The organism is Agrobacterium sp. 22-209-1, assembly GCF_053522485.1.
In genome coordinates this window covers 91,794-115,077 of record NZ_JBNWCH010000004.1, presented here as the reverse complement: position 1 = coordinate 115,077, position 23,284 = coordinate 91,794, and the positions used below count along the sequence as shown (strand labels likewise).

Genomic DNA, 23,284 nt, shown 5'->3' with positions numbered 1-23,284 from the left:
CGACGCACTTGAAGCGTCAGTCGATATCCGCGACTTCCACATCCGCGCCGCCGCTGATGCGGTGCGCGAGAGCGGCTTCCATGAACTCGTTCAGATCGCCGTCCAGCACGTTGCCGGGTGCAGTGCTTTCCACACCAGTGCGCAGATCCTTGACCAGCTGGTAAGGCTGCAGAACATAGGAACGGATCTGGTGGCCCCAGCCGATATCGGTCTTGGAAGCGGCCTGCGCATTGGCTGCCTCTTCCCGCTTCTGCAACTCCACCTCGTAGAGGCGGGCGCGCAGCATGTCCCACGCCTTGGCGCGGTTCTTGTGCTGGGAGCGCTCCTGCTGGCAGGCAACGGCAATACCGGTCGGAATGTGCGTGATCCGCACGGCCGAGTCGGTGGTGTTGACGTGCTGGCCGCCTGCGCCGGATGAACGATAGGTGTCGATGCGGCAATCGCTTTCGTTGACGTCGATCTGGATCGAATCGTCGACCACCGGGTAAACCCAGACGGAAGAGAACGACGTATGGCGACGCGCATTGCTGTCATAGGGCGAAATACGAACGAGACGATGCACGCCCGATTCCGTCTTCAGCCAGCCGAAGGCATTGTGGCCCTTGACGAGGATCGTCGCGGACTTGATGCCGGCTTCTTCGCCGTCGTGAACTTCGAGCACCTCGACCTTGAAACCTTCACGGTCGGCCCAGCGGGTATACATGCGCAGCAGCATGTTGGCCCAATCCTGGCTTTCGGTACCACCGGCGCCGGAATGCACTTCGAGATAGGTATCGTTGGCATCGGCTTCGCCTGACAGCATGGCTTCCACCTGACGGCGGTTCGCTTCGCTTCTCAGTGCCTTCAACGCGTCTTCGGCATCCTTGACGATCTCGTCGTCGCCTTCCATCTCGCCGAGTTCGATCAGCTCGATATTGTCCTTGAGCTGCTGCTCGAGCGCCCTGACGCCATTGATGCTGTCATCCAGCTGCTGGCGCTCGCGCATCAGCTTCTGAGCCTCAGCGGCATCGTTCCAGAGGGTCGGATCCTCTGCCTTGTTATTCAACCAGTCCAGTCGTCTTATCGCCTGGTCCCAGTCAAAGATGCCTCCTCAGCAGGCTTATGGCCTGCTTGATTTCGTCGACTACGTTCACGATTTCATTGCGCATTTCGCTGGTTCTTCACCTTCATTGAAACTCGTTGCTCAAATAAATGCGGGGGGCGCGGATGTAAAGACCCGCGCCCCTGCCAAACGTCAGGAGTGATATCAATAAAGACCGCCGCCACCGCCGGTGATGGCCTGCTGCGCCTGCGGCGAGGTCTTCAGAATGTCTTCCTGCGACATGTATCCGTCATCGCCGATGACAGAGAAGGTGGAAGCGGGACCGGTGCCAGGCTTGAAGGCTTCCATGATGGTGTCCGGCTCGCCCTCGACCGCCGCCATGCCGGTCTTGCGGTTAACGGCGACGAAGTTCATGCCAGCAGGCACGATGAACTTGCTCGGCTCCATGTGCTTGGCCGCATCGGCGATGAATTCGCCGAAGATCGGCGCCGACAACGAGCCGCCCGTGCCGCCGCGGCCGAGAGGCGCCGGCGAATCGAAGCCGATATAGAGGCCGGCGACCATGTCCGGCGTATAACCGACGAACCAGGCGTCCTTTTCATCGTTTGTCGTGCCCGTCTTGCCGGCAACCGGCAGATCGACCTTGATCTTGCCGGCCGCCGTGCCGCGCTGCACGACGCCTTCCAGCATTGAGGTCGTCTGATAGGCGGTCATCGGGTCGAGAACCTGTTCGCGATTGTCGACGATCACAGGCTCGTCCTGGTTCTGCCAGCTTGTCGCGTTGCAGCCTTCGCAGGCGCGTTCCTCATGCCGGAAGATCGTCTTGCCGTAGCGGTCCTGAATACGGTCGATCAGCGTCGGTTTGATCTGCTTGCCGCCATTGGCGAGAACCGAATAGGCAGAGACCATACGCATGACGGTCGTTTCACCGGAACCGAGCGACATGGCCAGAAGCGGCGGCATCTTGTCGTAGATGCCGAAACGTTCCGCATATTCCGCGACCAGATTCATGCCCATGTCCTGCGCCAGACGCACGGTCATGAGATTGCGGGATTTCTCGATGCCGAGACGCAGGGTCGACGGACCCGCAGATCCTCCGCCGTAATTCTGCGGCTTCCAGACCTGACCGCCGGAAACGACCTCAATCGGCGCATCGAGTATGACCGATGCCGGCGTATAACCATTGTCGAGCGCCGCCGCATAGATGAACGGCTTGAAGGAGGAACCCGGCTGGCGCATCGCCTGCGTCGAGCGGTTAAATTCCGACTGCGCATAGGAGAAGCCGCCGACCATGGCCAGAACACGTCCGGTATGCGGATCCATCACCACCATGCCGCCCTGCACTTTCGGCGGTTGGCGCAGGCGATATTCATTACCGGACTTGGCAAGCGGCTGCGCATAAATCACGTCGCCGACGGCCAGAACGCCGACCGGGGACTTGGTGGTCGCCTTTTTACCCGTCGCGTCGCGAAAGGCCCAGCGCATATTTTCTGCGGCGATATGGCCACGCGTACGCTTGTCGCCCTCTTCCGTTTCCGCATCCGCCTGCACGCCTATATCGACTCCATCGGCCGCAACAGCGAGGACCACGGCGATTTTCCACTCCGGAACGTCGCGCAAACCCTTGACCTTGGCGAGCGCCGCCGTCCAGTCGCCCGTTGTATCGATCTGCTCTACGGGGCCGCGAAAACCGCGACGCTCATCATATTGAACCAGACCGTCCTGGAGAGCCTTACGCGCCTCCATCTGGATCTGCGGATCGAACGAGGTACGGACCGATAGCCCGCCTTCGAGAAGCGCTTCCTCGCCGTATTTCTCGACGATTTGGCGGCGGACTTCCTCGGCAAAATAATCGGATGCGAAAATGTGGGCGCCGCCGCGACGCAGATTGACGCCAAGCGGCTGCTTTTTGGCGTCCGTCGCGTCGTCCACAGTGATATAGCCATTCTCGGCCATACGGTCGATCACCCAGTTACGACGCTCGAGAGCAGCCTTTTCGCGACGGATCGGGTGGTAGTTGGCCGGGCCCTTCGGCAGCGACGCGAGATAGGCAGTTTCCGCAATCGTCAGTTCCGTCACGGACTTGTTGAAATAGGTGAGCGCCGCACCGGCAATGCCGTAGGAGTTCAGGCCGAAGAAAATCTCGTTGAGATAAAGCTCGAGAATCTTGTCCTTGGAATAGGTCTGCTCGATGCGGAAGGACAGAATGGCTTCCTTGAGCTTGCGGTCGATGGTCTGGTCGTTGGTCAGAAGGAAGTTCTTCGCCACCTGTTGGGTGATGGTGGAGGCGCCGACCGGACGGCGGCCGGAGCCGAGATTCTGGATGTTGACGAGAATGGCGCGGCCGAGGCCGAAGACATCCACACCCGGATGATTGTAGAAATTCTTGTCTTCCGCCGAAAGGAAAGCGGCCTTCACGCGGTCGGGAATGGCCTGAATCGGCAGGAAAAGGCGTTTTTCATGCGCATATTCCGCCATCAGCGCGCCGTTGCCGGCATGCACGCGGGTCGTCACCGGCGGCTCATAGGTGCTCAGAACTGCGTAATCCGGCAGGTCCTTTGTCACGCCGTGCAAATAAATTGCACCGGCGGCGGCTGCGCACAGAAAAAGCACGCTGGCCAAGCCGAAAAAATATCCAATCAGTCTGATCATACTAAGCTACCGATAATTCGAATCGTAACCATCAACGCCCGACGATATACGGGCGCATCCTTGCATATCGCGTGCCGTTTTGCACACCATACCTTCTATGACAAGCCGGATACGGCAGCATTCGCTGATATGTTACCGGGCGGCAGTCCGCAATCGCGCTCAGGACGCTTTGCCGATTGCCACCGAATCCGCATTCCGAGTAACGCGGCGAATGTGAGTAAAATAGGGCTTCGCCTTCGCAATCGTCCGCAAGACCCAAGAATTGAACAGGTTTTCAGCGGTCAATGGCAGGTCTGCAACAGCATTGCCGCTTCGCAGGCAGCCCTCTCAGCCGCCATTTGCCATGGCCTTGGCGCGGTATCGCCCAATGGCGGTTGCGAGCGTATCGGCCACCTTCTTGCGCCACTCCCCATCGAGAAGCAGCTTTTCGTCTTCCGGATTGGAGAGGAAACCGAGTTCCAGCAGCACCGACGGCACATCATGGGCGCGCAACACCATGAAACCGGCGTAACGGTGCGGGTTGTTGATGAGCCCCACCTGCCCCTCGAAGGAGGAGACGATGTTTTCGGCCAGCGTCACAGAAAAGGCCTGGGTTTCGCGGCGGGTGAAATCGAGAAGAATATCGGCGACCTCAGGCGGCTCGCTGGAGGCGGCAACACCCGCGATCTGGTCGGACTTGTTTTCGCGCTCCGCCAGTTCCTGCGCCTGCCGGTCCGACGCCCGGTCCGACAACGTATAGACCGTCGCGCCACGGATGCCCTTTTGTCTCAACGTATCCGCATGAAGGGAAATAAAGAGATTGGCGTTGTTCTGACGGGCGATGGTCACCCGTTCGGACAAGGCGAGAAAAGTATCGGAATCGCGCGTGAGGAACGCCTTTATACCAGGTTCGCGGTTCAACCGCTCGGCAAGTTCCTTGGCGAAAGTCAGCGTGATGACCTTTTCCTCGGTACCGGTAGTGCCGCCGCTGGCACCCGCATCGATGCCGCCATGGCCGGCATCGACCGCGATGACGAATTCCGCCGGCCGCGACGTCTTGCCGTCGGGCGTGATCGCTGCAGTTGTCACCGGCGCTGGTGTCCGCCACTGCTGATGCTTCACCAGCTCCGCGAACTTGCCCTTGGTGGTGATTTCCGTGTCGAGCACGAAATGGAAAGATTGGCCGCCATCAGCTTTCTTGGTTTCGGCAACCGCCACCTGAACCGGCTTTTTCGCCGTCAGCACGATCCGGGCGCTGTTCTGCCCCATGGTGCCGAAACGGATATCCGAAAAAAGACCGGTCGGCTTCAGGTCGGATGTGGGGAAGCTGAAATTCACCGCCGGAAAGTCCACAACGATGCGGGCGGGCGAATCGAGATAGTGAACATCGAATTCCGGCTCCTCGGCGAAGTCTAGAACGATGCGCGTGCGCGCCTCATCGCCGATGATCCGCGCCTGATGGACAACGAGCGGCTCCACGGCATGGGCCGACTGCGCGACGGAGAAAGAAGCGGCGACGGAAAATGCCAGAGCCGACGCAAGCCGCGCGATTCGCGCGCCAAGCCGCCCTCTCCCACAGAATATCGCTGCGTTGCGCGTGAAATTCATGGCCTTCAAGAAATTCCGTATTTCAGTCATTTTCGATAAACGGCGAGGAAAAACGCCGGTAACAGCGCCATTTCAACCACGCCGTACGATAGTTTGCGCGTTTGCGCCCCACAATCGCAGGCCTTGGTGAACCAATTGTTAACCCGGAAATTCCACCAATAATATGGCATATTTAGCCAGCCTATTGCTATTGTGACAGAGAAAACATACAACACGGATGAGGGTTAAAAGTGTTGACGGGATAGATGCCCGCCGGCTGCCAATCGAAAAAGACGCTGGCGCTGCAAATCGGGCAATCATCTGCCGTCGTTACATTTATCCTGAAACTCGATCAATTCCGGCCGTGGCCGGAGACCTACCCGGTGGCGCTGCCACCGCCGCTCTGAGGAGAGCAAATTCATCGGATCCCAAGGGGTCTATATATTATTGTCGTTCCGCCTGGCCAATGATGTCGCAGCAGTTTTCACATGAACCGGATACCAGGAGCAGGCCAAGCGCCTCGCCGTCGGTCCGGATGCTGCCAGTTTACAGACGCCCGGCAGGAGACTTCATTTCCGGCACATCCTTGCACTCATATGAAAGGCTCGTCCGTGTGGCGGGCCTGTTCTCGTATAAAACAAGGCTGCGCCGAGGAGCACAGCTTACATGGCAGACAAAATGCTTATCGACGCCTCCCACGAAGAGGAGACACGCGTAGTCGTTGTCCGTGGGAACCGGATCGAAGAATTCGATTTCGAATCGGAGCACAAGAAACAGATCCGCGGCAATATCTATCTTGCCAAGGTCACCCGCGTTGAGCCCTCGCTTCAGGCGGCCTTCGTCGATTACGGTGGAAATCGCCACGGCTTTCTCGCCTTTGCGGAAATACACCCGGATTATTACCAGATCCCGCTCGCTGACCGACAGGCCCTGCTGAAAGCAGAAGCCGAGGATCATCGCCGCAGCGACGATTTCGAATCTGCAGACGCCCCCGAGCCCGGTGCGCCCATGATCGACCTTTCGCAGGTGGATCAGCCGGATGTCGGCATTGTTTCCGCAAGCGAAACCACCGAGACCGTTGTCACGGAAGAAGCTGCACCCGTTGTGGAAGCGGTTACCGAAGAAGCAGCCGTCGAGGTCGTCGCGGAAGAAGCACCCGCTGAGGAAGAAAAGCCGAAGAAACGCACCCGCCGCCCCCGCGCTAAGAAGAAGACGGCGGAAGAAGAAGCCGCTACGGCCGAGGTCGCCGAAGCGTCTTCCGAAGACGAGGGCAGCACCGGCGGTGAAATGGCCGCCATGGTCGATACCGACACGATTTCCGAGGAAGTCGAGGGTCTTCGCCGCGGCAATGACGACGATGACGACGACGATGACGATCATCACGAGAAGGAAGTGATCGAATCCGTCGGCGCCGAAGACGCCATGGAAGAGGTTCCGGACCGCGTCGCCCGCAAGCCGCGCAAGCAGTATCGCATCCAGGAAGTCATCAAGCGCCGTCAGATTCTTCTTGTGCAGGTTGCCAAGGAAGAACGCGGCAACAAGGGTGCGGCGCTGACCACTTACCTGTCGCTTGCCGGCCGTTACTCCGTTCTGATGCCGAATACGGCGCGTGGCGGCGGTATTTCCCGCAAGATTACCCAGCCGGCCGACCGCAAGCGCCTGAAGGAAATCGCGCGCGATCTGGAAGTGCCGCAGGGCATGGGCGTCATTCTGCGCACCGCCGGCGCCAACCGCACCCGCGTCGAAATCAAGCGCGACTTCGAATATCTGATGCGCCTGTGGGAAAATGTCCGCACGCTGACGCTGAATTCCACGGCCCCCTGCCTCGTTTACGAGGAAGGCTCGCTCATCAAGCGTTCGATCCGCGATCTCTACAACAAGGATATCGGCGAGATCATCGTTTCGGGCGAAGACGGCTATCGTGAAGCCAAAGACTTCATGAAGATGCTGATGCCGAGCCACGCCAAGGTGGTTCAGCCTTACCGCGACATTCACCCGATCTTCTCGCGCTCCGGTATCGAGGCCCAGCTCGACCGCATGCTGCAGCCGCAGGTGACGCTGAAGTCGGGCGGCTATCTCATCATCAACCAGACGGAAGCGCTGGTTTCCATCGACGTCAACTCGGGCCGTTCGACCCGCGAGCATTCCATCGAAGAAACCGCGCTGACGACGAACCTCGAGGCGGCGGAAGAAGTGGCGCGCCAGCTGCGCCTGCGCGACCTTGCCGGTCTTGTCGTCATCGACTTCATCGACATGGAAGAAAAGCGCAACAACCGCGCTGTCGAGAAGAAGCTCAAGGATTGCCTGAAGAACGACCGGGCACGCATCCAGGTCGGCCGCATCTCGCATTTCGGCCTTCTGGAAATGTCGCGCCAGCGCATCCGCGCTTCGGTGCTGGAATCGACCACGCAGGTCTGCCAGCATTGCGGCGGCACGGGCCACGTGCGCTCCGAATCTTCCATCGCGCTGCATGTTCTGCGCGGCGTCGAGGAATATCTGCTGCGCAACACCACCCACAACATCACCGTGCGCTGCACGCCGGAAACGGCGCTTTACCTGCTCAACCACAAGCGCGGCACGATCGTCGATTATGAAGGCCGCTTCGGTGTGTCCATCATCATCGCTGCCGACGCCGGTGTCGGTGCGCAGCATTTCGCCATTGATCGCGGTGAAGCCGTCGAAAATCCGGTGAAGATCGAAAGCCTCATCCAGATGCTGCCGAACTTCGTGGAAGAGGAAGACGATTTCGTCGCAGAGGTGGAAGAGGACGAAGACGAGGAAGAAATCGTCAAGGCCCAGCCCTCCGAGCCGCGCCAGCAGCAGGGCGACAATGGCGAGGAAGGCAAGCGCAAGCGCAAGCGCCGCCGCCGTCGTCGCGGTAAGGGCGGTCAGAACGACCAGAACGGCGCGCTTGACGCCCAGTCCGAAGGCGACGATGCCGAAGGTGACGACGACGGCGTCGAAACCGATGAGGCCGATGCTGAAAACGAAAATGGTACAGCGGAAGCACTGACGTCCGATGAGGATGGCAAGCGCAAGCGCCGCCGTCGCGGCAAGCGTGGCGGCCGCCGCAACCGTGCGGAAGACGAGGCACTCGACGCCGCGGACGCCGAAGCCGGCGAGGAAGGCGAAAGCGAAGAGGTTTCCGCCGAAGCATCCGTGAATGAAGAACCGACCGCCGCCGAAGTGGTGGAAGGTGTGGTTGCCGACGTCGTTGAGGTTGAAGCACCGAAAAAGCCGCGCCGCACCCGCAAGGCGAAAGTAAAGACTGAAACCGAAGAAGCACCGAAGGCAGAAGCCGTTGAAACGGTAGAGCCGGTGATCGTCAAGGAAACCGTTGTCGACGTCGCCATCGAAGAAGCAGGTGAAGCCTCGGCCGATCTCGCTCCGGAAGCGGAAACAACGGCGAACGAAGAAAAGGTCCGCGCGAACCGAGGCAGTAATGTCTCGCATTCCGAGCCGGTGGTGACCTCTTCCGGCTCACCCGCAACGCCTGAAGGCGATGAACCAAAGCCGCGCAAGGGCGGCTGGTGGCAGCGCAAAGGCTTCTTCTGAGAGAAGCCACATCTTGGATAAAAGACGCCCGTAACGATGTTGCGGGCGTTTTCTTTTATCGGTGCAAAGAACTTTTTTCGAACCGCTCACAATTCCTGCGACAGGCGCGGGATGAGGAATGGGAAAGGTCAGCCCGTCAAACGGACCGCGTCAACCCGCCATCAACGCGGATATTCTGACCGGTAATATATCCCGCCCCCTCAGAGGCAAGGAATGCCACGGTGGCGGCGATTTCCTCGCTCTTGCCGTAACGCTGCATCGGCACGCTCTCTCGGCGCTCCTCCGTTGCCGGCAGGCTGTCGATCCAGCCGGGCAGCACATTGTTCATGCGCACATTGTCGGCCGCATAGGTATCGGCGAAAATCTTGGTATAGGAGGCAAGGCCGGCGCGGAACACGGCGGATGTCGGGAACATGCTGCTCGGTTCGAAAGCCCAGGCAGTCGAGATGTTGACGATGGCGCCCGCTTTCTGTTTCACCATGATGGGGGCGACGATCCGTGTCGGGCGGATGACGTTCATGAGGTAGACATCGAGGCCGATATGCCATTGCTCGTCGGTGATCTCGAGGATGGAGGCGCGCGGACCATGGCCGGCGCTGTTGACCAGCACATCGATGCGGCCGAATTTTTGGAGCGTCAAATCCGTTAGCCGCTGGAGATCGTCATTGGACTGGTTGGAGCCGGTGACGCCGATGCCGCCCAGTTCCTGCGCCAGCGCCTCTCCCTTGCCGGAAGAGGACAGGATCGCGAGTTTGTAGCCATCCGCGGCCAGACGTTTCGCCACGGCAGCTCCCATGCCGCTGCCACCTGCCGTTACAATCGCTACCTTCTCCGCCGACATCGCTATTCTCCTTGTCCAATTCCAAGGGTGCCCCGCACCATATTGGCCCATCTATAACGGGTTTCAAAGGCGAGTTCGAACCAGAAAGCCTTGCAGCGGCATGCAGAAAAACTGATGCTGAAAAAGTCAGCCTAGCCATTTCCCCCTGCCGGATGGACTTCCCGGCTGTCGGCTGGCGCTTCCTCCCGTTCCTCCAGGCCGTAGTCGCGGATCACCTGCGCGATACGCAGCCGGTAATCGGAAAAAACGCCGGACCGGCCAAGCGACTGCGCGGCGCGATGCGGCAGGGTGTTGCGCCACGCCCTCACCGCCTCCTCATCCCGGAAGAAGGACAGCGAGAGCATCTTGTCCGGATTGCCGATACTTTGAAACCGCTCGACGGACAGAAAACCGTCGACGGTCTCCAGTTCAGCCCGCAGGCCTGCCGCGATGTCGAGATAATGCTGCTTCTCGCCTTCAGCCGGCCAGACCTCGAAAATAACGGCAATCATTGTCCTCCTCCGGCGTGCGGAGCGGAGGCGAGACGCAGGAAAAGCCGGTCCTCTCTGCGAATGAACTGTTCGCGGCGGGCGAATTCGTAGTTTTCCCGCCCCGCGGGATCGGCGGCGAGCCGAGCCCGGTAGGCTTCGTAGGCGGCCAGATTTTCGATGTTGTAGACACCGTAGGCAATGGTGCTCGATCCCTCCTTCGGCGCATAATAACCGATCAGATCGGCCCCGCAGCGCGGTATCGCCTCACCCCATGTGCGGGCATATCGCTCAAAAGCATCGACCTTGAAAGGATCGATCTCGTAGCGGATGAAACAGGTCAGCATCGTTTGTCTCCTCGTATTTTGCCTCTCTCTTTTACGCCATTGCTTTGCATTAATGCTTCGGCTAGCATCGAAGCATGAAAGACGGACCTCTGATCGCCAATGTCGCCGCGCTGATCGGCGACCCTGCCCGCGCCAACATCCTGACGGCGCTGATGGACGGACGTGCGCTGACCGCAAGCGAGCTTGCCGAAGCCGCCGGCGTGACCCTGCAGACCGCCAGCGGTCATCTGTCGAAGCTCTCCGAGGCGCAACTCTTGAAAGCGGAAAAACAGGGACGTCACCGCTATTTCCGTCTTTCCGACGAGGATGTGGCGCATGTTCTGGAAGCGTTGATGGGTCTTGCCCAGCGCACGGGCGCAGTCCGCGTCCGCACGGGACCGAAGGACAAGGCGCTGCGGGAAGCGCGCATCTGCTACGATCATCTGGCCGGGGAAAGCGGCGTGGCGCTGCTAGCCGCCATCACCGCAAAGGGGCTCGTGACGTTAGGTGACGATCCTGCCTTGACGGAGAGCGGACGCGACTTCTTCTCAAGCTTCGGCATAGACCTTTCACCGCTCGAGAAGGCCCGTCGCCCGGTCTGCCTGCATTGCCTGGACTGGAGTGAGCGCCGCCATCATCTCGGCGGTGGGCTCGGCGCATCGCTGCTTGAAGCCATGCAGCAACGGGACTGGCTGCGGCGCGGAAACGGAAGGGTGCTGACCTTCACGACAAAGGGCGAAAAGGCTTTCAACAGCACCTTCAGCTGCACGCCCACCTGAGCACCACGAACCGATGATCCCAGCTTATTTCAACCAGCCGGCAATACGTCCAACGGCCTCGGCAATGTCAGACACGGAACCCGCATAGGAAATGCGCAGCGCCCTGTGGCCTTCCTCTGGATCAAAATCCATGCCTGGAGTCGTCGCCACATCGATTTCCGCCAGCATGCGCCTGGCGAAATCCATACTGTCGTTGGAAAAGCGGCTGGTATCGACATAGGCGTAAAAAGCGCCATCCATCGGGGACGCCAGCGGCAGGCCTATCTCCGGCAGGCGCGCCATCAGGAAATCGCGGTTGGTGCGATAGCTTTCCCGGTAGACATCCAGTTCCTCCGCCGCCGAAAAGGCTGCCGTCGCCGCAAGCTGCGACAGTTCAGGCGCGGAAATATAGAGGCTCTGGGCCAGACATTCGACGGGACGGACCAGATTCTCGGGCAGCACCATCCACCCGATGCGCCAGCCGGTCATGCAATAATATTTGGAGAAGGAGTTGATGATCACGGCATTGTCGGTGATTTCGAGCGCACTCGTCTCTTCCCCGACAAAGGTAAGGCCGTGATAGATCTCGTCGGAAATGAAAGCCATGTCGCGGCTTTCGCAATAGCTGGCCAGCCGCTTCAAAGCCTCGCGGCCGGTCACCGTGCCGGTCGGATTGGCCGGGCTTGCCAGAAGCACGCCCTTCAGCTTGCAGCCGGCCTTTGTCTCCGCCCGCTCCAGACTTGCCGGCGTCAGCGTATAACCCGTTTCGGCCGTGACCGGCACTTCCACGACGTGGAGGCCGAGCGCTTTCAGAATATTGCGATAGGCAGGATAGCCGGGTCTTGCGATAGCGACATAATCGCCCGCATCAAAAAGGCTCAAAAAGGCGAGGTTGAAGGCGGCAGATGAGCCCGTTGTCACGGCGATGCGGGCGGGATCAATGGCGACCTGGTGGCGCAGCCGATAATGGCCGGCGATCGCCTCCCGCAACTCACGCAGGCCGAGCGCATCGGTATAACCGATCCGCCCATGCTTCAGCGCAGCCTCAGCCGCCGCAAGCGAGGCTTTCGGTGCAGGATGGGAGGGCTGACCGACCGCCATGGAAATGACGGGGCGGCCCGCCTGCCTGCGCCTGTTCGCTTCCGCCAGAATGTCCATGGCGTGAAAGGGTTCGACGGCGCTCCGCTTCGAGATCGTTATCAAGGGCATGCTCTTTCCTGAACCGTATTTCGCAGACTTGCCGCAGAATCACAATCTTCACAATCATGCGATCATAATGCGGACAAGTATTTTTGCCGTATGGCATTTGGCTTAAAGTAAGGTAATTGCCTTCATAAGATTTCAAGAGGCTCCGGCCGCACAGAATGAGGACCGATATGGCGCATTTTCTCCGTTCCACCCTTCTTGCCAGCGTGACGGCCCTTTCGACGGTATTCGCCTCCCTGCCCGCCCATGCGCTCGACGAGCAGCAGAAGAAGGAAATGGGCGAGTTCATCAAACAATATCTGATCGAGAACCCGGAAATCATGCTCGAGGTTCAGGATGCGCTTGAGCGCAAACAATATGCGGCGCGCAACGCCAAGGCGGCGGAGGCCGTTGCCGACAACAAGACGACCATCTTCGAATCAAAATACGATCTGGCGCTCGGCAACCCGGATGGCGATGTGACGCTGGTCGAGTTCTTCGACTATAATTGCGGTTACTGCAAACGCGCCATGGGCGATATGGACGCGATTTTGGAGGGCGACAAGAAGGTGCGCGTCGTCCTCAAGGAATTCCCGATCCTCGGACCGGAATCGGTTGCGGCCCACCGAGTCTCCAACGCCGTGAAGCTGCTTGCTCCGGCCAAATACGCAGAATTCCAGCGCACCCTGCTTGGTGGTCGCGGACGGGCGAATGAGGACAGCGCCATGGAAGTCGCGACCTCGCTCGGCCTCAAGGAAGCAGACATCCGCAAGTCGATGGCGGAAAACCCGAATGATGCGCAGGTGCAGGAAACCTACAAGCTGGCCAACAGCCTCGGCATCACCGGAACGCCGTCCTATATCGTCGGCGACGAGGCGGTTTTCGGTGCGGTTGGCGCCGACCCTCTGAAGGAAAAAATCGCCAATATGCGCAGCTGTGGAAAAGCCACCTGCTCCTGATTGCTAAAAAAGCCACTGCATTCCCTGTGAGATGCCTGCCAAGCGGCCGGTTTAGGGCTTGCGGGGGCTTTTCCTTGACGGCTGCGCAGTCTATAGGTGTCGCTGATTTTCTTATGGAAACGTGAATGAGCAACATCATCATCGTCATCAACGGCCCCAATCTCAACATGCTGGGAAAAAGGGAACCGGGTATCTATGGTGGCAAGACGCTGAAGGACATCGAGAATGATTGCCTTCAAGCCGGTGCCGATCTCGGTTTCGCAGTGGAATTCCGCCAGTCCAACCACGAAGGCGTGCTGGTGGACTGGTTGCAGGAGGCGGGTGAGCGGGCGGCTGGCGTCGTGATCAATCCCGGCGCCTACAGCCACACATCCATCGCGTTGCATGACGCCATTCGCGCGATTTCCACGCCCGTCGTGGAAGTGCACATTTCCAACATCCACGCCCGCGAAGAGTTCCGTCACAAATCGATGGTATCACCCGCGGCTAAGGGCATGGTCTGCGGTTTCGGACCATATGGATACATCATGGCGCTTCACGCGCTGAAAAACATCACGGCATAAAAAGAAACAAAGAATAGGGTTTGTCATGTCTGAAAAGAAACAGGGTATCGACAAGGAACTGATCCGCGAACTCGCGAATATCCTCAACGATACCGACCTTTCGGAAATCGAAGTGGAGCAGGACGACCTGCGCATCCGCGTTTCCCGCGCCGCTCCCGCCGCCACGGTCTATGCCGCAGCGCCTGCTCCTTATGCGCCCGCACCGGCGGCAGCCCCCGTTGCTGCGCCGGCCGCAGCCGCGCCGGCAGCCTCTGCGTCCTCCGCAGCACCTGCCCGCAACCCGGCCAACACCGTGTCCTCGCCGATGGTCGGCACGGTCTATCTTTCGCCTGCCCCGGGCGCACGTCCCTTCATCGAAGTGGGTGCAACGGTCAAGGAAGGCCAGACCATCCTCATCGTCGAAGCCATGAAGACCATGAACCAGATTCCGGCTCCCAAGTCCGGCAAGGTCGTGGAAATCATCGTCAACGACGCTCAGCCCGTGGAGTATGGCGAAGCCCTCGTGGTCATCGAATAAAGGCGGTTCAGCATGGTTTCGAAGATCCTCATAGCCAACCGCGGCGAGATTGCGCTACGTGTCCTGCGCGCCGCCAAGGAGCTTGGCATTCCGACGGTGGCCGTGCATTCCACGGCCGACGCGGATGCCATGCATGTGCGCCTTGCCGACGAGAGCGTCTGCATCGGCCCGCCGCCTTCGCGTGACAGCTACCTCAACATCCACCAGATCGTTGCGGCCTGCGAAATCACCGGGGCGGACGCCGTTCATCCCGGTTACGGCTTCCTGTCGGAAAATGCAAAGTTCGCCGATATTCTCGACGCGCACGGCATTACCTTCATCGGACCGACCGCCGAACATATCCGCATCATGGGCGACAAGATCACCGCCAAGCAGACGGCGATGGAGCTTGGTATTCCCGTTGTTCCCGGCTCCGACGGCGAAGTGAAGCCTGAAAACGCGCTTGAGATCGCCCGCGAAATCGGCTTTCCCGTCCTCATCAAGGCGACGGCGGGCGGCGGCGGTCGCGGCATGAAGGTGGCGAAGACCGAAGCCGATCTGGAAGAGGCCGTTGCGACGGCCCGCTCCGAAGCGGCGGCAGCCTTCGGCAACGACGCGGTCTACATGGAAAAATACCTCGGCAAGCCGCGCCATATCGAAGTGCAGGTGTTCGGCGATGGCGAAGGCAATGCCGTTCACCTTGGCGAACGCGATTGCTCGTTGCAGCGCCGTCACCAGAAGGTGCTGGAAGAAGCCAATTCGCCGGCTCTGACCGTCGAACAGCGCATGAAGATCGGCGAAATTTGCGCGAGCGCCATGCGCAAGCTGAAATATCGCGGCGCCGGCACCATCGAGTTCCTGTATGAAAACGGCGAGTTCTATTTCATCGAAATGAATACCCGTCTGCAGGTGGAGCATCCGGTAACGGAAGCGATTACCGGCATGGATCTCGTGCAGGAACAGATCAGGGTCGCTTCAGGCCAGGGCCTGTCGGTCACGCAGGCGGATATCGAATTCCATGGCCACGCCATCGAATGCCGAATCAATGCCGAAGACCCGCGCACCTTCGTTCCCTCGCCGGGCACGCTGACCTATTTCCACACGCCGGGCGGTCTTGGTGTGCGCGTCGATTCCGGTGCCTATCAGGGCTACAAGATCCCGCCCTATTACGACAGCATGATCGGCAAGCTCATCGTTCACGGCCGCGACCGTGAGGAGTGCATTCGCCGCCTGCGTCGCGCGCTGGATGAGTTCGTCGTTGACGGCATCAAGACAACACTGCCGCTTTTCCAGGATCTTCTCCAGAACGAAGATATTCTGAACGGCGATTACGATATTCACTGGCTGGAAAAATATCTGGCCGGTGACGCGTCTCACTAAGACGATATGGCTGGGCGGCGCAGCAGAAATAACGACATAACGGTCGATATTCTGCTGCGCGCCTATTCAGCCGGCCTGTTTCCCATGGCCGATTCGGCCGATGATCCGGAACTGTTCTGGGTCGAGCCGGAAATTCGCGGCATCATTCCCCTCAATAGTTTTCACGTTTCCAAAAGCCTCGCCAAAGCGATGCGCAGGAAGCCGTTCGAGATTCGCTTTAACACCGCTTTCGAAGCGGTGATGGCTGGATGCGCGGCGGAAGCGCCGGACAGACCGAGCACCTGGATCAACGCCGTCATCCGCAGGCTCTATAGCGAGTTGCACCAGATCGGCCACGCCCATAGTGTCGAAGCGTGGGAAGGCGAGGAACTTGTCGGCGGGCTTTACGGCGTCTCGCTGGGCGCCGCCTTCTTCGGCGAGAGCATGTTTTCCCGCCGCACCAATGCATCGAAGATTTGCCTCGTGCATCTGGTGGAGCGCTTGCGACAGCAGGGTTTCACCCTGCTCGACACGCAATTTACGACAGAGCACCTCAAGACGTTCGGCGCGATTGACGTACCGAAGCAGGAATATACGAAAATGCTCGACCTTGCCGTCAACCGGCCCAGTCTGCCATTTTGAAGACTTTACGTAAGGTTATTTGCTTGCCGTAGAGGGAGCAGGAACGTCAGAATCCTGCTTGCAGCCCGTCAGCCACACGTCGTAGATCGGGTGTTCCACAGCGTTGAGGCCGGGACTGTCGGCGAACATCCAGCCCGTGAAAATTCGCTTGATCTTGCGGTCGAGCGTGATTTCATCGACCTCGACAAAAGCGTCGATCTTCTGGGCTTCCGTCTGGTCGCGGGAATAACAGACTTTCGGCGTCACCTGAAGCGCGCCGAACTGCACGGTCTCATCGATATAGACATCGAAAGACGTGATACGGCCGGTGATCTTGTCGATGCCGGAAAACACCGCCACACGGTTTTCGAGACGGGCGGCGGAGACGGGTGATACGAGGAGAACAGCTGAGACCGCTGCAAACAGCGAGACTGTCAGCGCACGCAAAGAACGATCCCGCGTGATTTTCCTCATACGATATGTCTCCAAATATTTGCCTGTGTCGAACCGCCGACCGGATCAACGCCTAAGGGCGGAATGTGGCAAAAACCGGTGAGGGCGGATACAAGCGCGGTGTTTTGCACAACACCGCGCATCACAAGATGCTTAGTTGCCGGGGGTCCAGGCGTCGTAGTCGCCGGTTACGCGCGGGCGCTCGCCGGCCACAGCCAGCGACCCCTGCGGGCGATAGGCATTGGACGAACCGGTGAGGTTGGGCTGGTGCGGCTTTTGCCAGTCACGCGCAACGTAGCTTTCCTGGCTCGGCGGCACGTCGGTGCGGTAATGCATCCAGCCATGCCAGCCGGGCGGAATGGCCGAGGCCTCAGCATAACCATTGTAGATCACCCAACGGCGCGGCATGCCCCAGGATGTGGTGCCGCCTTCGTAATAGGTATTGCCCAACTCGTCCTGTCCTACCTTCTTGCCGAAGCGCCAGGTGTGAAACCGCGTTCCGATCGTCTGGCCGTTCCACCAGGTGAAGATTTGCGTCAGGAGAGTCTTCATTCTACGTTCCTCGGGCTTGAATGCGCCGCAGCGATTTTCCGTGCACGGCACAAGACATGCTTATGCCGCCCCTCACGGCAATTGTCCAGCATTTCGAGATATATCCGCGCTATTTCAGCTTCATCCTGAAGCCCAGATGCCGCTTCTCGAAACCGAGCCGCTCGTAAAAGCGATGCGCGTCTAGCCGGGCCATGTTGGAGGTGAGCTGCGCGGCTTTCAGACCCTGACGGCGGGCTTCTTCCAGGCAAAAATTGATCATCACCGCACCGATGCCGCGACCGCGCATATCGGCCCGCGTCTGCACTGCCTCGATCACCATGGACTTCGCCCCTCGCCCGACGAGCTTGGTGAGGATCGCCGTCTGGAAGGTGCCGACCACCTCGCCATCCAGTTCGGCGACATAAAGCGTTTCGCTGGGCGATGCGTCGATGGCCCGGAAGGCGGCGAGATAATCGGGCTGCGCCGATTCGTCTGCCGTATCGCCGTGGCCCCCGATCTCGTCGGCGGCAAATATGGCGGCAAGCGCCGGCACATCGTTTTCGCTCGCCGTTCGAATTAGAAGATTTTCCAAGGTCGCATTCATCGGGTCAGGCTCTTTTCCATAACGATGCCGGGCAGCCCCTCGATGCCAGCCATGCGCTCGATTCGGTCCACCTCGACAAATCCGACGCCTTCATAAAAGGCGATTGCGACAGTATTTTTAGGCTCGACTTCAAGCCGCATGATTTCCGCATCCGGAAAGCAGGTTTCGAGTTCCGCGAAGAGATCGCGGCCTACACCCTGCCGCTGAAGATCGGGCGCCACATAAAGCTGGTGCAGCAGGGCGGTCTTCGCCATCTTGGTGGACATCGAGCCATAGGCCATGCCGCCGATCCGCTTGCCGTCATCGGCCACCAGAAACTCGCCGCCCTTTTTCTCGACCCGGTCCTTCATGGCCTGCGGCGAATGCCATGCGAGGATCAACTGGTTCACCTTGTCTGCGCCGTAGATCGCGTCATAGGTGGCGTGCCATGTCGTGGCCAGCAACGTGCGTACGGGCTCGATATCTCGCAGACCTGCGGTGCGGATGAAAAACATGATTTGGCTCCGTCTCAGAATAGAAAAAGCCGGGCGTTGATCCCGGCAGAAGTGATGTCAGTCCTTCGTACTCGACGTCATCCTCGGGCTTGTCCCGAGGATCTGAGCACGTTTGACCTTGTGGGTCGTTAGATCCTCGGGACAAGCCCGAGGATGACGGATGAGAGCTGTCGGCCTCAATGCTTCTACGGCAGAGGCAGCCTCCGCTTACTCGTCCTCAATGCCAAGCTTGGCCTTGACCAGCGCCTGCACCGCCTGCGGGTTGGCCTTGCCGCCCGTCGCCTTCATGACCTGACCGACGAACCAGCCGGCGAGCGTTGGCTTCGCCTTGACCTTCTCGACCTGGTCCGGGTTGGCGGCGATGATTTCATCGACGGCCTTTTCGATGGCGCCGGTATCAGTCACCTGCTTCATGCCGCGGGCTTCGACGATCTCAGCCGGATTGCCGCCCTCGTTCCAGACGATTTCGAACAGGTCCTTGGCGATCTTGCCGGAAATGGTCTCGGCCTTGATGAGATCGATGATACCGCCGAGCTGTTCTGGCGAAACCGGGGTCGTCTCGATATCCTTGCCCGATTTGTTCAGTGCACCGAGCAGATCGTTGATGACCCAGTTGGCAGCGGCCTTCGCATCGCGACCGGCAGCAACCGCCTCGTAATAATCGGCAATTGCCTTTTCCGAAACGAGGATCGAGGCGTCATAGACCGACAGGCCGAGATCGGCCACGAAACGTGCCTTTTTGTCATCAGGCAGTTCCGGCAGATCGACCTTCAGCGCCTCAACGAAAGCATCGTCGAATTCAAGCGGCAGCAGATCAGGGTCCGGGAAATAGCGGTAATCATGCGCGTCTTCCTTGGAGCGCATGGACCGCGTCTCGCCCTTGCCGGGATCGAACAGGCGGGTTTCCTGATCGATCACGCCGCCATCTTCCAGAATGGCGATCTGGCGACGCGCCTCATATTCAATGGCCTGACCGACGAAGCGGATGGAGTTGACGTTCTTGATTTCGCAGCGCGTGCCGAAACCTTCGCCGGGACGGCGCACGGAAACGTTGACGTCGGCGCGCATGGAGCCTTCATCCATGTTGCCGTCGCAGGTGCCGAGATAACGCACGATGGAGCGCAGCTTGGTGAGGTAACCCTTGGCCTCATCCGAAGAGCGCATATCGGGCTTGGAGACGATTTCCATCAGCGCCACGCCCGAACGGTTGAGGTCCACGAAAGACATGGTCGGGTGCTGGTCGTGCATCGACTTGCCAGCGTCCTGCTCCAGATGCAGGCGCTCGATGCCGATCTCGATGTCCTCGAAATTGCCCTGACGGTCTGGACCGAGCGAAATGGTGATGGTGCCTTCACCGACGATCGGGTCCTTGAACTGCGAAATCTGGTAGCCCTGCGGCAAATCCGGATAGAAGTAATTCTTGCGGTCGAAGATCGAACGGTTGTTGATCTTTGCCTTCAGGCCGAGACCGGTACGTACCGCCTGCTTGACGCACTCCTCGTTGATGACGGGCAGCATGCCGGGCATGGCGGCATCGACCAGCGACACGTTGGAGTTCGGCGCATTGCCGAAGGTGGTGGAGGCACCGGAGAACAGCTTGGAATTGGAGAGAACCTGCGCATGCACCTCCATGCCGATCACGATTTCCCAATCGCCGGTGGCGCCGGGAATGAAGCGTTTCGGGTCGGGGGTGCGCACGTCTACAAGGGTCATCTGAAGCTCACGATATACGGGTTCTTTGGCCTTGGTGGGTAGAACAAATGCAGCGCGGGCGCAAGACATGTTGCGCCCTCTCGCCACTGGCCTACGATTTTCGCCAATGCCGGACACGCCTTTTTTACGCTTGCCGGTTTCAAATCACGCTATGGACACGATGACCTTCTGCCTCATCGCCTATATCGGCTTCAATCTCTTCGTTTTCCTTGTCTATTGGTGGGACAAGGAAGCCGCACGACAGGGCGGATGGCGTATCCGGGAAAGCACGCTGCTCCTGCTTGCTCTCGTCGGCGGCAGCCTGGGGGCCGTGTCGGCCCAACATCTGTTACGGCACAAAACACGCAAGGAGCCGTTCCGCAGTATCCTGCTGTCCATCGTGATATTGCAGAGTGGCCTTCTCGCATCGCTCGCCATCATGCCGGACTGGCCGGTGCGGTTGGCGGTTGCGCTGAAAACGCTGTTTCAGAACCCGGGTCCGTAAAGGCCACTCTCGATCTCGGCCAACTGTTTTTGCAGCCCCACCGATTGCACCTCGCGGTCCAGCTTCGGCGCATAAGAAACGGAAAGCCAGCGCACGCTATAGCCATGGTGGCGGAAAAAGGCGACTGCCGGTTCGTTCTGGGCATGTGTCTCAAGCCGGATTGTCTCGAAGCCCTTGTCCTCTATCAGTCTTTCAATATCTGCAAGCAGACGGCTGCCGACGCCCCTCCGTTGAAAATCGGGATCGATCCAGAAGTCGGTAATAACCTCGTCAAAATGCTCCCGCGCGGCCCACCCCGCAACCGAGCCTCCAAGTTCCGCGACGCGGATGGCAAGCCATGATGAGCGGGTGAAATTGGAAAAGGCGCTGGCCGCATTGTCGTAAAGCGTGGGTGTTATGCCAAGAGCCGCAGTTGCCCGCCGCCATGCCCTGATGCCGATGGCCGCAAGGACTTCCGCTTCCCGCTCATGCGCATTGCGAATGACGATCAAACCGCGCCCTCCTTGGCCGTAAAAATTAAACCATTGCGAGTGCGATTCGGCCAGCGTGCTTTTGCTGGGCAAGCCACCGGCTTGACCCTGCTGGACTTGCCCGCTATCCAAAAGAAGCAAGAACGGAGTTTTTATGTTCGCTCAATCGGAGTCCCGGTAAAGGCCCTGCCCGCAAGTTTCTTGCGCGCCGGGCCAGATGAAACCGAGCCGGCTGCCTTAACGGCACCCGGGTTTGCTTTCACGCGTCCATGTGACGCCGACCGGACTTCCAAAAAATGGACATTTCCCGCGCCGAACAGCGCATTCTTCACCTGCTCGCCCAGGGCGGCAGAATTGAACTCGTTCGAGACGATGCCCGCAAAATCGAAAAACTCTCGCTTTTTACGCGCGAGGGCTGGATTTTCAGCGGCCTCGATCTCCTCACCTTCCGCAAGCTGAAACGGAAGAGAGCGATCGCCTCTTCCGGCGGCAAGCCCTACCGCATCACCACGCGCGGGCTGGAGCTCGTGCGGGGTGAGTTGGACAATCGCTGAAAACAAAACGGGCGGCACTTGATGCCGCCCGTTCTTGTACAAAACTTGGTGGATGGATTCACCACCACTTGGCGGGGGTAAACTTGCCGGCAGCCTGCTCGATGGCATGGGCCGTCTTGAACAATGTCTCTTCCTCGAAAGGCTTGCCGATGAGTTGCAGGCCGAGCGGCAGGCCCTTGCCGTCGAGACCGGCAGGCACCGAGAGGCCCGGGAGACCAGCCATATTGACCGTGATGGTGAAAACGTCCTGCAGGTACATCTTCACCGGATCGGAGGCGAGTTCCTCGTCACCCACTGCGAAAGCAGAAGATGGGGTGATGGGCGCTAGGATCGCGTCAACGCCCTCATGGAAGACGTTTTCGAAGTCGCGCTTGATGAGCGTGCGGACCTTCTGCGCCTTCAGGTAATAGGCGTCGTAATAACCGGCCGACAGCACATAGGTGCCGACCATGATGCGGCGCTGCACTTCCTTGCCGAAACCGGCAGCGCGGCTTTTTTCGTACATGTCGGCAATGTCCTTGCCATCGACGCGCAGGCCGTAGCGGACACCGTCATAACGGGCAAGGTTGGACGAGGCTTCCGCCGGTGCGACGATGTAATAGGCGGGAAGCGCGTATTTGGTGTGCGGCAGCGAGATATCGACCACCTCGGCACCGGCATCACGCAGCCATTCCACGCCCTTGGCCCAGAGCTTTTCGATTTCGTCCGGCATGCCGTCAACACGGTATTCCCGGGGGATACCGATCTTCAGGCCCTTCAGCGATTGACCGATGGCCTTTTCGTAATCCGGCACAGGAAGGTCAACAGAAGTCGTGTCCTTGGCGTCAACGCTTGCCATGGTCTTGAGCAGGATTGCGGCGTCACGCACGTCACGGGCAATCGGTCCTGCCTGGTCGAGCGAGGAAGCATAAGCGACAATGCCGTAACGCGAGCAACGGCCGTAAGTGGGCTTGATGCCGACGGTGCCGGTGAAGGCCGCTGGCTGGCGGATGGAGCCGCCGGTGTCGGTTGCGGTTGCGCCGGCGCACAGATGCGCGGCCACGGCTGCGGCGGAACCGCCAGAAGAGCCGCCGGGCACCAGCTTCTGCTCGGAGCCATTGGCGCGCCAGGGGTTGATGGCGGGGCCGTACCAGGAACTTTCGTTCGACGAGCCCATGGCGAATTCGTCCATGTTGAGCTTGCCGAGCATGACGGCGCCCTGATCCCAGAGGTTCTGGGTGACGGTGGATTCATACTTCGGCTTGAAGCCGTCGAGGATGTGCGAGCAGGCCTGCGTGTGAATGTCGCGCGTGGCAAAAAGGTCCTTCACGCCGAGCGGAACGCCTTCCAGCTCGCCCGCGGCACCGGAGGCGATACGGCCATCAGAGGCCTTTGCCATGTCGCGCGCCTTTTCCGGCGTCGTTGCCACATAGGCGTTCAGCGCGCCGTTGGCCGCATCGATGGCGGAGAGATAGGCGTCGGTCAGCTCTAGGGCGGAGAATTCTTTGCCTTTCAGCTTTGCGCGGGCTTCGGCAATGGTCAGGCTCGTCAGATCGGTCATGGTCGGCAACGGCTTTCGAAAATCTCGGTAAAATCAGGCGGCAAACGGCGA

23 protein-coding genes are annotated in these 23,284 nt (G+C 59.6%); 9 read left to right on the top strand and 14 right to left on the bottom strand.

All coding sequences use genetic code 11. The annotated features are described in order from the left end of the window. Positions 1-16: 16 nt before the first annotated feature. From prfB to ACQZ48_RS11705, 3 genes are all read right to left on the bottom strand, one after another. Positions 17-1,148 (bottom strand): peptide chain release factor 2 gene (gene prfB / locus ACQZ48_RS11715; RefSeq protein ID WP_162520364.1). Its coding sequence is split into 2 segments (ribosomal slippage): positions 17-1,078 and positions 1,080-1,148, totalling 1,131 coding nucleotides; the frame shifts between segments, so codons are not numbered across the junction. Positions 1,149-1,246: 98 nt separating this feature from the next. Next, complete coding sequence (locus ACQZ48_RS11710) at positions 1,247-3,694, bottom strand: penicillin-binding protein 1A (RefSeq protein ID WP_077982401.1); 2,448 nt, start codon at positions 3,692-3,694, stop codon at positions 1,247-1,249. Positions 3,695-4,021: 327 nt separating this feature from the next. Continuing rightward, a complete protein-coding gene (locus ACQZ48_RS11705) occupies positions 4,022-5,281 on the bottom strand; it encodes an N-acetylmuramoyl-L-alanine amidase (protein ID WP_191217637.1) in 1,260 nt (419 codons plus the stop codon). A 645-nt stretch (positions 5,282-5,926) separates the two neighbouring features. Between ACQZ48_RS11705 and ACQZ48_RS11700 the strand changes: the two genes are divergently transcribed. Further along, positions 5,927-8,815 (top strand): Rne/Rng family ribonuclease, encoded by a 2,889-nt coding sequence (locus ACQZ48_RS11700; RefSeq protein WP_374637708.1) that lies wholly within the window; start codon positions 5,927-5,929, stop codon positions 8,813-8,815. 136 nt (positions 8,816-8,951) lie between these two features. Here the strand turns inward: ACQZ48_RS11700 and ACQZ48_RS11695 are convergent, their stop codons facing one another. From ACQZ48_RS11695 to ACQZ48_RS11685, 3 genes are all read right to left on the bottom strand, one after another. Next, positions 8,952-9,656 carry an SDR family oxidoreductase gene (locus ACQZ48_RS11695; protein ID WP_374637710.1) on the bottom strand — a complete coding sequence of 235 codons (705 nt, stop codon included), beginning with the start codon at positions 9,654-9,656 and terminating at the stop codon, positions 8,952-8,954. A 131-nt stretch (positions 9,657-9,787) separates the two neighbouring features. Beyond that, entirely contained in the window at positions 9,788-10,147 is a 360-nt protein-coding gene (locus tag ACQZ48_RS11690) for an antibiotic biosynthesis monooxygenase family protein (protein ID WP_077982404.1), read from the bottom strand. Next, positions 10,144-10,470 carry an NIPSNAP family protein gene (locus ACQZ48_RS11685; protein WP_003521451.1) on the bottom strand — a complete coding sequence of 109 codons (327 nt, stop codon included), beginning with the start codon at positions 10,468-10,470 and terminating at the stop codon, positions 10,144-10,146. The genes ACQZ48_RS11690 and ACQZ48_RS11685 overlap by 4 nt, the downstream gene beginning before the upstream one ends. A gap of 74 nt (positions 10,471-10,544) precedes the next feature. Here ACQZ48_RS11685 and ACQZ48_RS11680 point away from each other — a divergent pair, with 74 nt between their 5' ends. Next, on the top strand, positions 10,545-11,228 hold the full coding sequence (locus tag ACQZ48_RS11680; protein ID WP_269834473.1) for an ArsR/SmtB family transcription factor: 684 nt from the start codon (positions 10,545-10,547) through the stop codon (positions 11,226-11,228). A gap of 24 nt (positions 11,229-11,252) precedes the next feature. Here ACQZ48_RS11680 and ACQZ48_RS11675 read toward each other — a convergent pair whose 3' ends face one another. Continuing rightward, positions 11,253-12,410, bottom strand: a complete 1,158-nt coding sequence (locus ACQZ48_RS11675; protein ID WP_269834602.1) for a pyridoxal phosphate-dependent aminotransferase — start codon at positions 12,408-12,410, stop codon at positions 11,253-11,255. 173 nt (positions 12,411-12,583) lie between these two features. On the opposite strand from ACQZ48_RS11675, the gene ACQZ48_RS11670 reads away from it, so the two are divergent. From ACQZ48_RS11670 to aat, 5 genes are all read left to right on the top strand, one after another. Beyond that, on the top strand, positions 12,584-13,351 hold the full coding sequence (locus ACQZ48_RS11670) for a DsbA family protein (RefSeq protein ID WP_173988970.1): 768 nt from the start codon (positions 12,584-12,586) through the stop codon (positions 13,349-13,351). Between the two features lie 125 nt (positions 13,352-13,476). Further along, positions 13,477-13,914: a type II 3-dehydroquinate dehydratase gene (aroQ, locus tag ACQZ48_RS11665; RefSeq protein ID WP_077982408.1), complete on the top strand. Its 438-nt coding sequence runs from the start codon at positions 13,477-13,479 to the stop codon at positions 13,912-13,914. 25 nt (positions 13,915-13,939) lie between these two features. Continuing rightward, positions 13,940-14,431 (top strand): acetyl-CoA carboxylase biotin carboxyl carrier protein, encoded by a 492-nt coding sequence (gene accB / locus ACQZ48_RS11660; protein WP_077982409.1) that lies wholly within the window; start codon positions 13,940-13,942, stop codon positions 14,429-14,431. A 12-nt stretch (positions 14,432-14,443) separates the two neighbouring features. Next, a complete protein-coding gene (gene accC, locus ACQZ48_RS11655; RefSeq protein WP_191217639.1) occupies positions 14,444-15,790 on the top strand; it encodes an acetyl-CoA carboxylase biotin carboxylase subunit in 1,347 nt (448 codons plus the stop codon). A 6-nt stretch (positions 15,791-15,796) separates the two neighbouring features. Then, the gene (gene aat / locus ACQZ48_RS11650) at positions 15,797-16,411 is read left to right on the top strand and encodes a leucyl/phenylalanyl-tRNA--protein transferase (RefSeq protein WP_191217640.1); all 615 of its coding nucleotides are present in this window, start codon (positions 15,797-15,799) and stop codon (positions 16,409-16,411) included. 15 nt (positions 16,412-16,426) lie between these two features. Here the strand turns inward: aat and ACQZ48_RS11645 are convergent, their stop codons facing one another. The 5 genes from ACQZ48_RS11645 to gatB form a co-directional block, all read right to left on the bottom strand. Next, positions 16,427-16,864, bottom strand: a complete 438-nt coding sequence (locus tag ACQZ48_RS11645) for a DUF2155 domain-containing protein (RefSeq protein WP_077982412.1) — start codon at positions 16,862-16,864, stop codon at positions 16,427-16,429. Positions 16,865-16,996: 132 nt separating this feature from the next. Beyond that, positions 16,997-17,395: an NADH:ubiquinone oxidoreductase subunit NDUFA12 gene (locus ACQZ48_RS11640; protein ID WP_077982413.1), complete on the bottom strand. Its 399-nt coding sequence runs from the start codon at positions 17,393-17,395 to the stop codon at positions 16,997-16,999. A 109-nt stretch (positions 17,396-17,504) separates the two neighbouring features. Next, positions 17,505-17,978 carry a GNAT family N-acetyltransferase gene (locus ACQZ48_RS11635; RefSeq protein ID WP_191217641.1) on the bottom strand — a complete coding sequence of 158 codons (474 nt, stop codon included), beginning with the start codon at positions 17,976-17,978 and terminating at the stop codon, positions 17,505-17,507. After that, positions 17,975-18,472, bottom strand: coding sequence for a GNAT family N-acetyltransferase (locus tag ACQZ48_RS11630; RefSeq protein ID WP_077982415.1), 498 nt, complete (start codon positions 18,470-18,472; stop codon positions 17,975-17,977). Before ACQZ48_RS11630 ends, ACQZ48_RS11635 begins: the two co-directional genes overlap by 4 nt. A 207-nt stretch (positions 18,473-18,679) precedes the next feature. Beyond that, entirely contained in the window at positions 18,680-20,185 is a 1,506-nt protein-coding gene (gatB, locus tag ACQZ48_RS11625; protein WP_191217642.1) for an Asp-tRNA(Asn)/Glu-tRNA(Gln) amidotransferase subunit GatB, read from the bottom strand. A 151-nt stretch (positions 20,186-20,336) separates the two neighbouring features. Here gatB and ACQZ48_RS11620 point away from each other — a divergent pair, with 151 nt between their 5' ends. Further along, positions 20,337-20,669, top strand: a complete 333-nt coding sequence (locus tag ACQZ48_RS11620; RefSeq protein ID WP_077982417.1) for a DUF1294 domain-containing protein — start codon at positions 20,337-20,339, stop codon at positions 20,667-20,669. Here ACQZ48_RS11620 and ACQZ48_RS11615 read toward each other — a convergent pair. Next, positions 20,651-21,160: a GNAT family N-acetyltransferase gene (locus tag ACQZ48_RS11615; protein ID WP_191217643.1), complete on the bottom strand. Its 510-nt coding sequence runs from the start codon at positions 21,158-21,160 to the stop codon at positions 20,651-20,653. The genes ACQZ48_RS11620 and ACQZ48_RS11615 overlap by 19 nt on opposite strands. Before the next feature lie 275 nt (positions 21,161-21,435). Between ACQZ48_RS11615 and ACQZ48_RS11610 the strand changes: the two genes are divergently transcribed. After that, positions 21,436-21,693, top strand: a complete 258-nt coding sequence (locus ACQZ48_RS11610; protein WP_006698014.1) for a YjhX family toxin — start codon at positions 21,436-21,438, stop codon at positions 21,691-21,693. Between the two features lie 58 nt (positions 21,694-21,751). Here ACQZ48_RS11610 and gatA read toward each other — a convergent pair whose 3' ends face one another. Next, on the bottom strand, positions 21,752-23,233 hold the full coding sequence (gene gatA / locus ACQZ48_RS11605) for an Asp-tRNA(Asn)/Glu-tRNA(Gln) amidotransferase subunit GatA (protein WP_137410216.1): 1,482 nt from the start codon (positions 23,231-23,233) through the stop codon (positions 21,752-21,754). Positions 23,234-23,284: the final 51 nt, after the last annotated feature.

Coding starts and splice junctions, on each gene's coding strand:
- ACQZ48_RS11710 (WP_077982401.1), bottom strand. CDS start 3,694: ATGATCAGACTGATTGGATATTTTTTCGGCTTGGCCAGCGTGCTTTTT.
- ACQZ48_RS11705 (WP_191217637.1), bottom strand. CDS start 5,281: ATGAATTTCACGCGCAACGCAGCGATATTCTGTGGGAGAGGGCGGCTT.
- ACQZ48_RS11700 (WP_374637708.1), top strand. CDS start 5,927: ATGGCAGACAAAATGCTTATCGACGCCTCCCACGAAGAGGAGACACGC.
- ACQZ48_RS11695 (WP_374637710.1), bottom strand. CDS start 9,656: ATGTCGGCGGAGAAGGTAGCGATTGTAACGGCAGGTGGCAGCGGCATG.
- ACQZ48_RS11690 (WP_077982404.1), bottom strand. CDS start 10,147: ATGATTGCCGTTATTTTCGAGGTCTGGCCGGCTGAAGGCGAGAAGCAG.
- ACQZ48_RS11685 (WP_003521451.1), bottom strand. CDS start 10,470: ATGCTGACCTGTTTCATCCGCTACGAGATCGATCCTTTCAAGGTCGAT.
- ACQZ48_RS11680 (WP_269834473.1), top strand. CDS start 10,545: ATGAAAGACGGACCTCTGATCGCCAATGTCGCCGCGCTGATCGGCGAC.
- ACQZ48_RS11670 (WP_173988970.1), top strand. CDS start 12,584: ATGGCGCATTTTCTCCGTTCCACCCTTCTTGCCAGCGTGACGGCCCTT.
- aroQ (WP_077982408.1), top strand. CDS start 13,477: ATGAGCAACATCATCATCGTCATCAACGGCCCCAATCTCAACATGCTG.
- accB (WP_077982409.1), top strand. CDS start 13,940: ATGTCTGAAAAGAAACAGGGTATCGACAAGGAACTGATCCGCGAACTC.
- accC (WP_191217639.1), top strand. CDS start 14,444: ATGGTTTCGAAGATCCTCATAGCCAACCGCGGCGAGATTGCGCTACGT.
- aat (WP_191217640.1), top strand. CDS start 15,797: ATGGCTGGGCGGCGCAGCAGAAATAACGACATAACGGTCGATATTCTG.
- ACQZ48_RS11645 (WP_077982412.1), bottom strand. CDS start 16,864: ATGAGGAAAATCACGCGGGATCGTTCTTTGCGTGCGCTGACAGTCTCG.
- ACQZ48_RS11640 (WP_077982413.1), bottom strand. CDS start 17,395: ATGAAGACTCTCCTGACGCAAATCTTCACCTGGTGGAACGGCCAGACG.
- ACQZ48_RS11635 (WP_191217641.1), bottom strand. CDS start 17,978: ATGAATGCGACCTTGGAAAATCTTCTAATTCGAACGGCGAGCGAAAAC.
- ACQZ48_RS11630 (WP_077982415.1), bottom strand. CDS start 18,472: ATGTTTTTCATCCGCACCGCAGGTCTGCGAGATATCGAGCCCGTACGC.
- gatB (WP_191217642.1), bottom strand. CDS start 20,185: ATGACCCTTGTAGACGTGCGCACCCCCGACCCGAAACGCTTCATTCCC.
- ACQZ48_RS11620 (WP_077982417.1), top strand. CDS start 20,337: ATGGACACGATGACCTTCTGCCTCATCGCCTATATCGGCTTCAATCTC.
- ACQZ48_RS11610 (WP_006698014.1), top strand. CDS start 21,436: ATGGACATTTCCCGCGCCGAACAGCGCATTCTTCACCTGCTCGCCCAG.
- gatA (WP_137410216.1), bottom strand. CDS start 23,233: ATGACCGATCTGACGAGCCTGACCATTGCCGAAGCCCGCGCAAAGCTG.